The 12,591-nt window shown below is 74.8% G+C and carries 11 protein-coding genes; 2 read left to right on the forward strand and 9 right to left on the reverse strand.

Going from position 1 to position 12,591, the window contains the following annotated elements:
* Positions 1-14: 14 nt before the first annotated feature.
* Both ACTIFU_RS08165 and ACTIFU_RS08170 read right to left on the reverse strand, forming a co-directional pair.
* A complete protein-coding gene (locus ACTIFU_RS08165) occupies positions 15-524 on the reverse strand; it encodes a hypothetical protein (protein ID WP_439577809.1) in 510 nt (169 codons plus the stop codon).
* Positions 521-1,135, reverse strand: coding sequence for a hypothetical protein (locus ACTIFU_RS08170; protein WP_439577810.1), 615 nt, complete (start codon positions 1,133-1,135; stop codon positions 521-523). Before ACTIFU_RS08170 ends, ACTIFU_RS08165 begins: the two co-directional genes overlap by 4 nt.
* A gap of 167 nt (positions 1,136-1,302) precedes the next feature.
* On the opposite strand from ACTIFU_RS08170, the gene ACTIFU_RS08175 reads away from it, so the two are divergent.
* Positions 1,303-2,073: a PEP-CTERM sorting domain-containing protein gene (locus ACTIFU_RS08175; protein WP_439577811.1), complete on the forward strand. Its 771-nt coding sequence runs from the start codon at positions 1,303-1,305 to the stop codon at positions 2,071-2,073.
* Entirely contained in the window at positions 2,070-2,852 is a 783-nt protein-coding gene (locus tag ACTIFU_RS08180; protein ID WP_439577812.1) for a PEP-CTERM sorting domain-containing protein, read from the forward strand. The genes ACTIFU_RS08175 and ACTIFU_RS08180 overlap by 4 nt, the downstream gene beginning before the upstream one ends.
* A gap of 72 nt (positions 2,853-2,924) precedes the next feature.
* Here ACTIFU_RS08180 and ACTIFU_RS08185 read toward each other — a convergent pair whose 3' ends face one another.
* The 7 genes from ACTIFU_RS08185 to ACTIFU_RS08215 form a co-directional block, all read right to left on the reverse strand.
* Positions 2,925-4,481 (reverse strand): formylglycine-generating enzyme family protein, encoded by a 1,557-nt coding sequence (locus tag ACTIFU_RS08185; protein ID WP_439577813.1) that lies wholly within the window; start codon positions 4,479-4,481, stop codon positions 2,925-2,927.
* Between the two features lie 11 nt (positions 4,482-4,492).
* Positions 4,493-5,707, reverse strand: coding sequence for a hypothetical protein (locus tag ACTIFU_RS08190; protein ID WP_439577814.1), 1,215 nt, complete (start codon positions 5,705-5,707; stop codon positions 4,493-4,495).
* On the reverse strand, positions 5,704-6,432 hold the full coding sequence (locus tag ACTIFU_RS08195; RefSeq protein WP_439577815.1) for an ABC transporter ATP-binding protein: 729 nt from the start codon (positions 6,430-6,432) through the stop codon (positions 5,704-5,706). Before ACTIFU_RS08195 ends, ACTIFU_RS08190 begins: the two co-directional genes overlap by 4 nt.
* Positions 6,429-8,357: a hypothetical protein gene (locus tag ACTIFU_RS08200; protein WP_439577816.1), complete on the reverse strand. Its 1,929-nt coding sequence runs from the start codon at positions 8,355-8,357 to the stop codon at positions 6,429-6,431. Before ACTIFU_RS08200 ends, ACTIFU_RS08195 begins: the two co-directional genes overlap by 4 nt.
* A gap of 37 nt (positions 8,358-8,394) precedes the next feature.
* Positions 8,395-9,531, reverse strand: a complete 1,137-nt coding sequence (locus ACTIFU_RS08205; RefSeq protein WP_439577817.1) for a hypothetical protein — start codon at positions 9,529-9,531, stop codon at positions 8,395-8,397.
* A gap of 6 nt (positions 9,532-9,537) precedes the next feature.
* A complete protein-coding gene (locus ACTIFU_RS08210; RefSeq protein WP_439577818.1) occupies positions 9,538-12,180 on the reverse strand; it encodes a virulence factor SrfC family protein in 2,643 nt (880 codons plus the stop codon).
* Positions 12,181-12,200: 20 nt separating this feature from the next.
* A partial coding sequence (locus tag ACTIFU_RS08215) for a virulence factor SrfB (RefSeq protein WP_439577819.1) occupies positions 12,201-12,591 on the reverse strand: 391 nt, incomplete at its 5' end.

Below are 12,591 nucleotides of genomic sequence, written 5' to 3' on the forward strand. Positions count from 1 at the left end.
GACCGGCCGGGAGGCTACTCGCGTGGCGTTGCCTGAACCAGCGCGTCCCACTGCCGCTGCAACGCCGCTTGGCGCTGCCGCGCTGCCTCGATGTCCTGACGCGCCTGCGCCGAGGGGCCGGGCTGGGCGGCGATCCGGCGCTGCTCGTCCTGCAGCGAGACGATGTCGCGCTGAAGCTGCGCCAGCCGCTGCTGGTCCATCCGCGCACGGGCGCGGGACTCGGCGATCTCGCGCGCGAGCCGGTCGGTCTCGGAGCGCTGGGCGGCGATCTGCTGCTCGAGCCGCGTCGCCTCGCCGCGCGCGACCGCCGCCTCCTGCCGCGCGCCGCGCGCGTCGCGGGGGGCCATGTCGCGCGCGCGTTCCTCGCGCCCGAGGCGCTCCTCGCGCTCGGCGATCCGCCGGTCGTAGCCGCCCGTGATCACGTTCGCGTAGACATCGAAGATGTTGTGCTGGCGCGTGTCCTGCGCGCCGGTGCAGGCGCCGAGGGCGAACACCACGGCGCCGAGCGTCAGCGCCGGCCTCATGCCTCGATCCCCTGCAATGCCTGCGCCATGGAGCGCTGGGTCTGGCGCAGCTGGCGCGCGCTCTCGTTGATGCTGTTGCGCTGCTGCTCGAGCGCCGCGGTGTTCACGCCCTGGCGCTTCAGGCTGGCGATCTCGGTATCCAGCGCCCGCACCCTGCGCTCGGACTCGCGCAGCTTGCTCGCGGTCTCGGACTCGAACTGCCGCGCCGAGACGAGCTGCGCGCGCTGCTGGTCGTTGAGCGCGCGGCCCTGCGACTGGACCGCGCGGAGCTCGCGCAGCCGCGCCTGGTGCCGTGACGCCTCGGTGCGCGCGCTCGCCGCCGCCTGCCGGTAGCCCCTGGCGTCGCGCTGGGCCTGGGCGATGCGCCGGTCGAGCGTGCCCTCCTCGCGGACCTGGTCGTCCTTGACCCCTTCGGCGATCGCGCCGGCCACGACACCGCCGACCGCGCCGACGCCGGCGCCGATCGCCGCACCGCGGCCGCCGCCGGCGAGCGCGCCGATCCCCGCGCCCACGCCCGCGCCGATCAGCGCGCCGTCCACCTTCATGTCCCCCGTGCAGCCGACGAGCATCACGCCCGCCACCGCGACCGCGAGAAGACGCGTACCGCGCATAATGACCTCCCCTCCTGTCACCCCGGCAGATGCGCGGAATGTTAACGGAACCGTTCGTGCATTGCCACCGCTTGGCGATCGCGCGTGCGCGCCGCCGCGGATGCGGCTACCCTGCGGGCAGCAAGGATTGCGCGCGGCGGGGCATTGCGGGAGCCGGGGGGCGGAGCATGGACCAGCGAACGGGGGTGCGCCGCGCGGCGGCGCGGTCGGCCATCGTGGCGGCGGCCCTTGGCTGGCTGGCCGCCAGTCCTGCGCCAGCGCGCGCCGATGATGCGGTGATCGTGATCCGGGAGTCCAATTTCCGCGCCGGCGCCGGGCGCATCACCTTCGCCGAGGTGCCGCTGCGCACGCGCAATCCGGTGCTGCGGCCGGGCCAGTACGGCGGCGACGAGACCAGCCCGACCGTGCAGTTCGGCGGGCTGTTCCAGGGCAGGCGCATCGCCGCCCCCGCCGAGTGCCCGCTCGGCGCGGCGCGCACCGGCTGCCTCGGCGGCACCCCCGTCGCCCCGCTCGCGCTCGACCCGGGCGGTCCGCCGGCGCTCACCGTGTTTGACGGCTCGCCCGGAATCCGCAGCGAAGTGCTCAGCGGTTCGCCGGTGTTCAACGGCCCGATCGCGGTCTGGTTCGACCGCGACATCGCCGCGGTCGGCCTGCAGGGCGGGTATTTCGACGCGCGCGGCGGGGTGGCGATCACTGTCTACGACCGCCAGGGCCGGCGCCTGGGGCAGACCGTCAACACCCGGATCGGCGTCGAGTTCCTCGGCCTCGCCACGCGCGACCTCTCGCCGCGCATCGCCGGGTTGGAGTTCCACCTGGTCGGCGCCGAGCCCCACGGCTTCGGCATCGACAACCTGCGCTTCGGACGGCCCGACCAGGTCGAGGTGGCCGGGGTCGAGCCGCCGCGCGCGGTGCCGGAGCGGCCGCTGCTGCTGCCATGACCCAGCCACGCCGCGCCGCGCCGCTGCTCGCGCTGCTGCTGGTGGCGGGCCTCGCGCAGGGGGCGGGCGCGCAGGAGGCGGGCGCGCAGGAGGCCGTGGTGCGCATCGAGGAGCGCGCGTTCCGGGCCGGGGCGGGCCGGATCACGTTCAGCGAGGTGCCGTTGCGCACGCCGAACCCGGTCTATCCGCCCTCTCTCTACCGCGGCGGGCCGGACAGCCCGACGGTGCGGTTCGGCGGGCATTTCCGCGGCCGCCGCCTCGGCACTCGGGCGGAGTGCCCCCCCACCGTGCGCCTCAGCGGCTGTCTCGTCGGCGCACCCTCTGGCCCGCTCGCGCTCGATCCCGGGGCGCCGCAGGTGATGACGCTGCCCAATGTCGGCGTCCCTGGCAGCGACAGCCCGGAGCTTGGCGGCACGCCGACCTGGAACGGGCCGATCGCGGTGCTGTTCGATCGCGACCTCGCCGCGGTCGGCCTCCAGGGCGGGTATTTCGACACCCCGCGCGGCGTCGCCGTGACGGTGTACGACCGCCAGGGCCGTGTGCTCGGCCGTACCATCAACCGCGGCACCGGCTTCGAGTTCATGGGGCTGGCGACGCGCGACCTCGCGCCGCGCATCGCCGGGCTCGAGTTCCACCTCGTCGGACCCGAGCCCGCCGGCTTCGGCATCGACAATCTCCGCTTCGGCGCGCCCGAGCAGGTGGATCTGCCGGGCGTACGGCCGCCGCCGCGCGACCCGCCGCCCGCGCGCGCGCCGGAACGGCCGATGCTGCTGCCCTGAGCAGCGGCGGGCGGGCATCTGGGCCCTGTTTCGCGCGCGGCCGCCCCACCAACCCGGCGCGCGATCCGGACATCAGTTCAGCGGCAGGCCGAGCAGGTCCGTGCCGGCGGCGGCATCGACCCGCCGGATCGGACGCGCGAGCTCGACATAGGCCGCGAACCGGTCCGCCATCAGCCGCAGAGTGGCCGCCTCGGGCCCGGCGTTCTCGCTCTTCCACACGGCCAGCTGCTCGCGCAGCACCGCGAGCGGGGTGTCGAGCTGCTGCATCGTCAGGTCGTCGAGCACGCGCCGCGTGGTCTGCTGGTTGAGCGCCCAGGGCGCGCGCGCGCGCTGGTAGCGCGCGAGCAGGTCGTCACGCTCCTGGCCTGCCGGCATCCGCCGTGCCTCCTCGATGCTCTGATCCAGCCCGGCCACCACGTCGCGCGCGTTGCGCCAGCCGCGCACCAGCACCGCCCCGGCGCCGATCGCGCTGCGCGCCGCGCGCCCCTCGGCATCGGCGCGCGCGAACCGGTCGGCGACGATCGCCTGGCGCACGCGCCGCACCGCCTCGCGCTGGTCGGGCGTGGTGACGCTGCGCTCGAGCACGCGCGACAGCTCGATCGGGTCGTCCTCCAGCCGCGCGCGCGTCTCTGCGGCCTCGCGCTCCCAGGCCTCGCGCAGCGCGGTGCCGCGGCCGAGGTCGGTGAGCACCTGCAGCCCGATCGCGAGCCGGAGCCCGAGCGTCGGCAGCGCGAGCGGGCTGCCGTCGACGTCGATCGGCGGATACTCGGTGCGCAGCGCGAGCCGCGCGCGGTCGGGCGGCGTGCGCACGTCGCCGCCCTTGGCGATGATGCCGCCGATCCGCCCCTGCGGGCGGCCGCCGCGGTTCGGCCGGAACGGGTCATGCACCATCTCGGCGGCGTTGCCGAGGATGTCATGCAGGCCGAGCGGGTTGGGCTTCAGCATCCCGACGGGGCGCATCTGCGGGCGCGACCCGGGGCGGAACAGGTGCGCGTAGCCGGTGATCGGCCCGTCCATTTCGAACAGCGGCGCGCGGAACGCGGTCTCGGGCACGGCGGTCCCGCCGCGCGCGGCATATTCCCACTCCGCCTCGGTGGGCAGGCGGAAGAAGGCGCGCGCCTCGCCCTCGTCGGGCAGCGCCGCCGCGCCGTGCCGGCGCGCCGCGGCCGAGGCGAGCTCGGCAAAGCGCGCCGCCTCGGCCCAGGTGAGCTCGGTCTGCGGCAGCGGCCGTTGCGCCGCCGCAAGCTGGCCGAGCGCGGCACAGCCCTGCACCGCGGCGACATACTGCCCGCGCGTCACCTCGTACTTGCCGATCCAGCCATGCGCCTCCGCGCCGCGGCCGAACGCGCCGGCGAGGAACACGTCGCGCGCATACTCGGAATAGGCGGCGTCGGTGTCCTCGTCGCCGATGATCGCGCGGCGGTCGGCCAGCGCGCCGTCACCGACCGGGATCGGCACCTTGCGGAACACGATCCCGACCTCGCAGCCGATCGGCACCACCAGATCGCCGTCGGCCGGGCGCGGGTTCCACCACGGGCCCTGAGCCGCCGGCGCCTGGGCGAGCGCCTGGGCGAGTGCCATGGCGGCGAGGCAGGCGGCCGGCACCGCCGCGAGCACGGATCGAAGCATCGTCCCCTCCGTCAAGTCTCCCGCAATCCCTCGGCCGGCTCGATCGCGAGGATCGGCCTGAGCGCGCCAAGCCCCGCCCCGAGCGCGAGCGCAAGCGCAACCGCGAGCGCGCCGGCGAGATCGACCGCGCGCACGCGGCAGAGCGGCGCGCCGCCGAGATAGGCGCCGGACAGCGCCGCGTTCATCGCCGCCGCGACCGCGAGCGTGACCGCGGCCGCGACCAGCCAGCCGAACCCGGCCACCAGCGCACCCTGCGCGAGCGGGAACACCGCGAGCGCGCGCCGGCCGAGCCCCATCAGCCGGAGCAGGCTCAGGCTGCGCCGCTTGCGTTCCACGTTGGCCCACAGGCTCGCGCCGAGCGCGACACCGACGCCGGCGACGGCGCAGCCGAGCAGGATCGCGAACAGCACGGTGAGGTTGGCATCGAGCCGCCGGGTCCAGGTGATCGCACCGGCATTGGTCTGCACGTTCAGCCCCGCCGCGGTGAGCTCGGCATCCAGGCGCTCGACGTCGTCGATGCCGGCCGCATAGAGCCGGAACGAGGGGAACAGGCGCTCGGCCGGCGGCTCGGTGCCGGGCCAGCCGCGCGACGGCACCGCGCGGCCCTCGAGGAAGTCCTCGAGATCGGCGACCAGGCCGATCGGGGCGAACACCGCCGCGCGCTCGGTCGCGCGGCCCGGCGCGACCGCGGCGATCCGCACCGTCACGTCGGCGCGCGCGCGCTCCGCCCCGGCGCGTACCGCGAAGACCAGGATCGTCTGGCCGGCCGCGAACGGCCCCTGGCGCGCCAACCGCTCGCTGATCACCACCGCGTCCGCGGCGATGCCGGCGCCGAGCGCGCCCAGCACGGGATCGCCCGGTCCCGAGGCCACCAGCTCGGCGCGCTGCCCGCGGATCGGGTCGTCTGTCCGCGCGACGTCGATCGAGAGCGAGAGCTCGCGCGTGCGCGGCGCGACGAAGCCGACATCCGGCCGCGCCGCCATGCGCTCGAACCAGCCAGCGTCGAAGGCGCGATGGCCGCGATGGATCACCTCGCGTGTGGCCGGATCCGCGCGCAGCTCGTCCAGCAGATGCTCGACCACGCCGGTCTTCAGCCCGAGCAGCAACAGCAGCGGCGCCATCACCGCCGCAACCGTGAGCGCGAAGCAGCCGAACAGCCGTCGGTCATGCGCCGCGTCCGCCATCGCGAGGCGCGCCACCAGCCCGACCCGGCGCGGCAGCCTCACGGCGCGACCACCGAGACCGCCGCGCCGTCGCGCGACGCGACCGCGAAGCGCACCACCGGCAGGCCGAGCCGCGCGACCGCGGCATGATCGTGGGTCGCGAGCACGAGTGCCGCCCCCTCGGCCTCGGTCTCGGCGAGCAGCAGCGCCATCACCTCCACAGCCATCGCGGGATCGACCGAGGCGGTCGGCTCGTCGGCGAGCACGACCGCCGGACGGTGGGCGAGCGCCCGCGCGATCGCAGCGCGCTGGCGCTGGCCGACGGAGATCTTCTCGGCCGGGCTGTCCAGCACGCGCTCGACGCCGAGCCGGTGCGCCAGCTCCTCGACGCGGTGCGGGTCGGCCCGGTCGGCCAGCCGCGCCGGCAGCGCGATGTTGCCGCGCACGGTGAGGAACGGCAGCAGCCCGCCGGTCTGCAGCACGTAGCCGATATGCTCGGCGCGCGCGCGCGCGAGCGGCGCCTCGTCGCCCTGCCAGGAGGCGGCGATGTCGAGCGGACCTCCGCCGGCATCGAAACTGAACCGTTCCGCGCCGGCATCCGGGCGCAGCACCAGCGCGAGCAGGTCGAGCAGCGTCGACTTGCCCGAGCCGGAGGGGCCGAGCAGCGCAAGCCGCGCACCCGGCGCGACGTCAAGCGCCGGCACCTCGAGCACGAAGCGCTGTCCGCCGCCCTCGCGCGTGCGCCGCACATTCCGGAGCGAGAACACCGCGCCGGCGGCAGGGCTCACGGCAGCATGGCGAGCGGCACCGGGAACATCTCCTCGCCGGGATCGCGCCCGCCGTCGAAGCTGACCCAGAGCTCGCGCGAGCGGCTGAACTCCTCGTAGGCGCGCAGCCGCTGCTCGAGCGTGTCGAGCATCTCGGTCTGCCGCCCGGCCCCCATGCGGCGCCAGGTGTCGCGGTCCAGCGCCGCGATCTCGCTGACATAGGGCAGGTCGTCGAGGTACTCGCCGAGCACGCCACCGAGCGTCTCGAGGCCGCGCTCGCGCAGTCGCGCGGGGTCGCGCGCGAGATGCGCGGCGACCGTGCGCAGCCGCTCGAACACGCCCGCCTCGTCGAGCATGTGCGCGCGGCCCTCGTCGATGATCAGCTTCACCGCCTGGGCGAGGTCGTTCAACTGGTTGCGCGTCAGCAGCACGCGGATCTCGAGATTGTCCGCCTCGGGCCTGTAGCGGTCGGCCGCCCAGCCACGCACCAGGTCGGGGGCGGCGGCGCGGTCGCGCCGGCCGAGCCAGGCGAGCCGCATCGCATGGCCGAGCAGGGCAGCCTGGGCGGCGATGTCACGCTCGCCTGCCCCGGCGGCGGGCGGCGGCGCGGCCCCGCCCTGCTCCGCCATCCTGAGCAGCATCGCGGTCAGGCTTTCCACCTGGCGGCCGAATGCCTCCGGATCGCCGTTCTCGACCGGGAAATAGGCCGTGCCGAGATTCGGCCGCGTGGTCAGCGGCACGTACTGCCGCTCGGCGGAGGCCCAGTTGCGCCGGCCCTGCGGTGTCCTGAGATGCAGCGCCATGATCGCGGTGTCGCGCGCGCGGGCGAGCTCACGCAGCTCCGCCGGGCCGAGGCCGGTGGCGCTGAACCGGTCGCGCCGGTTGCCGGCATCGGTCACCAGCACGATGAAGCGCGCGGCGATGTCGCTCCAGTCCAGCCGGTCCATCGCGGCGACGATGCCGGCGAAGCTGTCCTCGTCGAACGAGAGGCTGTCGACATTGGTCGCGCGCATCTCGCCGATCTTGCGCACGAAGGTCTCGGGGTCGGCGCCGTCCTCGAAGGTGGCGAAGATCTTGCTGACGTAGTCGAGCCGCGGCTGCACCTCGAGACTGTTCTGGAATCCCACCAGCGCGAAGCGCGCCCGCGCGCCGAGCGGCGTGCCGGCGACCGAGCGCACGATCCGCGTCAGGCTCGCACGCACGCGGTCGATGTAGGGGTCCATCGACAGGGTGGTGTCGACCACGAAGGCCACGCCGACGGTGAACTCGCGCTCGTCCGGCGGCGCCTCGCCGACTGGTACGGAGGCGACCTCGACGATGCGGAAGTCGCGCCCGTCCTGGAACACGATCTCCTCGGCCTGGAGGATCGGGAGCAGGTAGAACTGCCGCGCGATGTCCACATGGGTGGTCGGCTCGGCGGCGATCACCGGGAAATCGTCGGGCACGGGCGGACGCGCGGCGATCTCGGCGAGCCGCTGCGCCTCGGCGTCCACGGCCGCCCCGCCGAGCATCGCCACCAGCGGATCGCGCTCGCGGAAGAACAGCGTGCGTGCGCGGCCGGCGGGGTTGTGGAATACCGCCGTCATGGTGTGGCGCCACTCGATCGCGCGCTCGGCCGGGATCCAGCCCAGCGGCGTTCCGCGCGCGGCACGGCCCACTTCGAGCCAGGTCGCACCGCCCGGCGCGGCGTGCCGCGCGAAGACGTAGAGCGGCGTCAGCGGATTGAGCGCCTCGCCGCCGGCCGCCGCGCCCGGCGCGGCGACCGGGCTGGCGCCCGGGCGGCTCAGCACGCGCTGACGCAGCGTGCGCTTGCCCTCCATCAGCAGGGCCTCGCGTACCGCCCCGGCGGCGGGGGCGCGCTGGCCCCGCGCCGGCGCCGGGAGGGCGCCGACGACCGCCGCGCCCGCCGCCGCCAATCCAAGCTCTCGCCTGCCGATCCGGCTCATCCGTACCCTCCTCTGCCGGCCGCGCCGCGGCGGCGGCTCATCCTCCCTCGACGCGCCGCAGCAGTTCCGCCGCCTCCGCCGCGTCCGTCCCGCCACCCACGGCCTCCGTGCGCAGCCGGCCGACGAAGCCGTCGAGCGCACTCTGCGCACCCTCCGCGTTGCCCGCCACCGCCTGACGGTAGAGGTCGAGGGCGCGGCCGCGGTTTGGCGTGCGCAGCGGCCCGCCCTCGCGGAAGCCGTGCGGATCATAGAGCCTCGCGAGCGCGAGCGCTGCCTCGCCGTGGCCGCTGCGCGCCACCGTGCCGACCAGCAGGCTCACCGCCAGGTCGTTGGCGGTCTGCCCGCCCCGCTCCAGCAGGCCGCGTGCAAGCCGCGTCGCCTGCTCGGGGGTGAGCTCGCGCAGCCGCTCGCGCGGACAGGCACCGTCCAGCACCTGGTCGACATCGAGGCAGGGATCGGCGGGCTGGACCTGTTCGGTCTCGGCGGGCCGCGGCGGGACCGGCGGCTCGGTCCGCTGCTCGGCCACCGCGGGCGTGTCGCGCACGAGGTCGTCCCAGAACCACAGCGCCGCGGCGGCGCCAAGGCCGATCAGGAAGAACGCGAGCACCGCGATCCAGGCGGCGGTCTTGATCCGGGTGTCGCTGTCGCGGATCGGCGGCGTGCCGGTCACGGGCGGCGGGTCGACCTGCCGCCGGGACGGCGGGGGCGGTGGGGGAGGCGGCGGTGGAGGAGGCGGCGGCTCGGGCGGCGCCGGCTCGGGCTCGGGCTCCGGGACCGGCTCGGGCTCCCCGCGCGGCGCCGGACGGGCGGGCGGCCGCGGCGCCTCCTCGCGCGGCGGGGCGGGCGGGGCCTTGCCGCGCGGGATCGGCGGCCAGACATCGCTGCCCTCCGCGCCCGTGCCGACCAGGCGTACCAGCACCGCCGTGCCGGGATCGATCCAGTAGGAGACCTCGTTGCCGAACAGCAGCCACAGCTCGTCGCCGCGCTTCTCGACCGCGCGCGGCGCGAGCGGCGGCGCGTTCACGGTCCAGCCATGCGGGCCGAGGAGGTTGTTCTCGCGCCCGAACCGTTCGATCGCGAACCGGGGGAGTTCGCGCGTCGCCGGCACCGGGCTGAACACGAGCGCGCCGGTGACGTCGCCGCCGTCGTCGATCTTCTCGATCCGGAACTCCACGCGCTGTCAGGCAAGCGCCTTGATGATGGTGCCGAGCGCGCGGTTCTCGTCCTCGTCAACCGTGCCAGCGCCCTTGCTGTCATAGACGTTGCGGCGCACCGCGTGCGCCAGCGCGTCGGTCCAGCCGACGGCGAACAGCGCGGCGGCGGGCTCGGGCTCGTCGTCGATCTCGAAGTCGGGACCCGGCGGTGGCGGCGGGGTGAACACCGGTGCGCCCGAGCCGCCGAGCTTCGGGCGGTCCTCGATCAGCGCGCCGTCGATCCGGCAGCCGCAGAAGTTGACGTGCTCCGAGACCAGCATGGCGCTTGCGAGCGCGTGGCGCTCGGCGGCGAGGTCGAAGCGCTCGGTGCGCCCACCGGCGCGCAGCCCGGCGGCGATGCGCTCGGCGAGGCCGAGCCGCCCGGCGGCCGCAACCAGCTCGATCGACAGCGCGTCGGCGTGCGCGGCGTCCAGCCCGAAGCGGCCGCGCAGCGAGGCTTCGGCGCTGAAGCGGCGTACCTTGCCGATCCAGGCCTCGACGATCGCCTCGGCGCGCTCGGCCGCGCCGTCGCGCATCCGCGCGGGCGCGGCGGCCGGTGCGGCCGCCGCCGCCGCCGCGGCGCCCTGGCGTGTGCGCTCGAACAGCGCTCGCGCGGCACCCGCCCGCGCCGGTGCCGGCGCCGCCGGCGCGGACCCCGACGCCGCCGGGGCGGCGGAGGCCGAGCCGTTGCGCAGCATCACCTCGCGCGCCTCCGTCGGGGTCAGGTGCAGGTGCGACAGCAGGGCAGCGAACCTGCCGGCATCGGCGCAGCCGATCAACTGGTCGATCACCGGCTCGATCGCGGCCATGCGCTTGGCGAACTCGGCCTCGAGATCGTCGCCGACATGCCACTCCGAGAGCCGGCGGCGCATGTTGGCGCGCCGCGTCGCGATCTGCCCCGCCACCTGGTCGAGCTTGAGCCGCGGATTGCACACCGGGGCAAGGCGCTCGACCAGGTAGCTCATCCCCGCGTCGTTGAGCCGGAACACCTCGGCCCAGGCGCGCGCGGGATCGCGCATGTAGCGGCGCACATCCGGGTGGGCCGCGAACTCCACCCCCCAACGCGCGATCTTCTCCTCGACGCCCGGGAGGTAGTTCAGCTCCACCCCATTGGCGTCGATGTTGGACAGGCTCTGCGACTTGCCCGGGTTGCGCGCGAGCAGGATGTTGTCGAACGGCCGGCCGGGATGCCAGGCGTCGAGCCAGCCGTTCGCCTCCTGCAAGGGCTGCTGCAGCGAGGCCTTGATGCGCGCCTCCCAGAGATCGTTGGAGCTCGCGGCCTCGTCGCGCCCGGGGGTGCGGTTGAAGTGCATGTCCATCCGCGTCAGCAGGATGAACAGCGAGGTCTCGACGCGCGCGCGGTCGGCCGCCTTCTCGCCGTGGGTGCGTTCGATCCACTGGCGGATCGACTGGCGGATGGTCGCGTCGTAGGGGTTGTTGCTCTCCTTGATGCAGAGCAGCAGCGCGTTCAGTTCGCGCTCGGCGGCGTAGCGCTCGAACAGATAGGCCACCTTGCCGCGCAGGAAGTAGAAGCCGAGCTGCTTCGGATCGGCCGGGATCTCGTCGCCATGGTTCTTGCCCGCCCGCTCGCGCGCGCCGGGGAAGTCAAGCAGGTCGGTACGCTCCAGGATCGGCCAGGGCAGCTCCATCATGGTGATCTGCAGCTCGGCGATCAGTGCGGTCAGCTCGGGCCGGGTCAGGCGCGTGCGCGCCCCGTTCATCGCCACGATCTCGATCTCGGGCTGCGCCGGATCGTGCAGATGGTCGAGCGTGTCGACCGACAGCACGCTCTCGGTCTTCGGCACCAGCGCCGCGATCGGCGCGAAGGCGTCGCGGTCGAAGCGGAGTGCGGCGAGCCGGCCGGCCAGCCGCTCGATCAGCGCCGTGAAGGGCGGGAAGCGGTTCCACAGCAGCGCGTAGAGCTCGAGCCGGCGCGCGAGCGGCAGGCGCGGCAGCACGGCGGCCATGCGGTCCCAGAACACGCCGCGGAAGTCCTGCGCGGTGACATAGGAGCGGAACTCGCTCTCGAAGTAGTCCTGGAGGTCCCAGACATCCTCGGCCACCACCTCGCCGTGCTCGGGCCCGGAGGCGGCGTCGGCCTCGGCGCGCGAGAGGGCCTCGGCCGCCTCGCCCGGCGCGACCGCGCCCGCCGCCTCCGGGTCCTTGGCGTCGCGGTACCAGGAATTGGCGAGGATCTTCACGAGGTCGATCTCGGTCAGCAGCCGCAGCCGGGCGGGGAACCCGTCGGGCCCCTTCTCGCGGCGCATCGTGAAGCGGGTGACGAGCCCCGTGGCCTCCTTCTCGCTTTCGGGGTTGATCTCGGCGAGGAAGCCGCGCGGACGGTCGAGGTCGGCGAACAGCTCCTTGCCGGGCGGGCGGGCCAGCGTGCTGATCAGATAGGACTTGCCGGCCTGCGAGAGGCCGTAGACGCCGACCGCGAGCGGCCGGCGCGCGGCGGCGGCGAGCTTGCGCGCCTCCACCGCGGCGAGCCGGAACTCCTTCTCCAGGACGCCGCGCTGGGCCGAGATCCGCTTCGGGTACTGGCGGAACCAGCCGAGCGCCTCGGTCGCGGCGCGCTCGGTCGCGGTGCACAGTGCCGCAAGCCGCGCGGTGTCAGCGTCGTCGGTCATCGCCCCCTCGTCCCGGCCGGTCAGCCGGGGAGTGCATCGAGAATGGCATCGAGCGTATCGAGCTGGCCGGTGTCGAGCCAGTAGAGGCCGCCCTCGCCGGGCAGGGTCTGCAGGCGGAGCCGGACCGGCTTGATCAGCGGGTTGTCGTTGGCGTCGTACACCCGGTCGTCGACGTCGAACAGCGCCGCCGCGTCCGACTGCGCCGCATCGGGCGGCGTGCGCTTCAGCATCAGCTTGAGCGGCAGCATCAGCCCGCGCGCCGCCTCGGCGCTGCTGAACTCGATGCAGTAGAGCGGGCTCGCCGGCCAGCGCTCGGCGCGGAACTGCTTGAAGCCGATGAAGGTGCGGCCCGAGAACGGCAGCGGCCGCTCGGCCGCCTCGCCCGGCGCGGAGGCGGCGTCGAGATCGACC

The organism is Elioraea sp. (assembly GCF_051860475.1).
GTDB lineage: Bacteria > Pseudomonadota > Alphaproteobacteria > Acetobacterales > Acetobacteraceae > Elioraea.

Coding starts and splice junctions, on each gene's coding strand:
- ACTIFU_RS08165 (WP_439577809.1), bottom strand. CDS start 524: ATGAGGCCGGCGCTGACGCTCGGCGCCGTGGTGTTCGCCCTCGGCGCC.
- ACTIFU_RS08170 (WP_439577810.1), bottom strand. CDS start 1,135: ATGCGCGGTACGCGTCTTCTCGCGGTCGCGGTGGCGGGCGTGATGCTC.
- ACTIFU_RS08175 (WP_439577811.1), top strand. CDS start 1,303: ATGGACCAGCGAACGGGGGTGCGCCGCGCGGCGGCGCGGTCGGCCATC.
- ACTIFU_RS08180 (WP_439577812.1), top strand. CDS start 2,070: ATGACCCAGCCACGCCGCGCCGCGCCGCTGCTCGCGCTGCTGCTGGTG.
- ACTIFU_RS08185 (WP_439577813.1), bottom strand. CDS start 4,481: ATGCTTCGATCCGTGCTCGCGGCGGTGCCGGCCGCCTGCCTCGCCGCC.
- ACTIFU_RS08200 (WP_439577816.1), bottom strand. CDS start 8,357: ATGAGCCGGATCGGCAGGCGAGAGCTTGGATTGGCGGCGGCGGGCGCG.
- ACTIFU_RS08210 (WP_439577818.1), bottom strand. CDS start 12,180: ATGACCGACGACGCTGACACCGCGCGGCTTGCGGCACTGTGCACCGCG.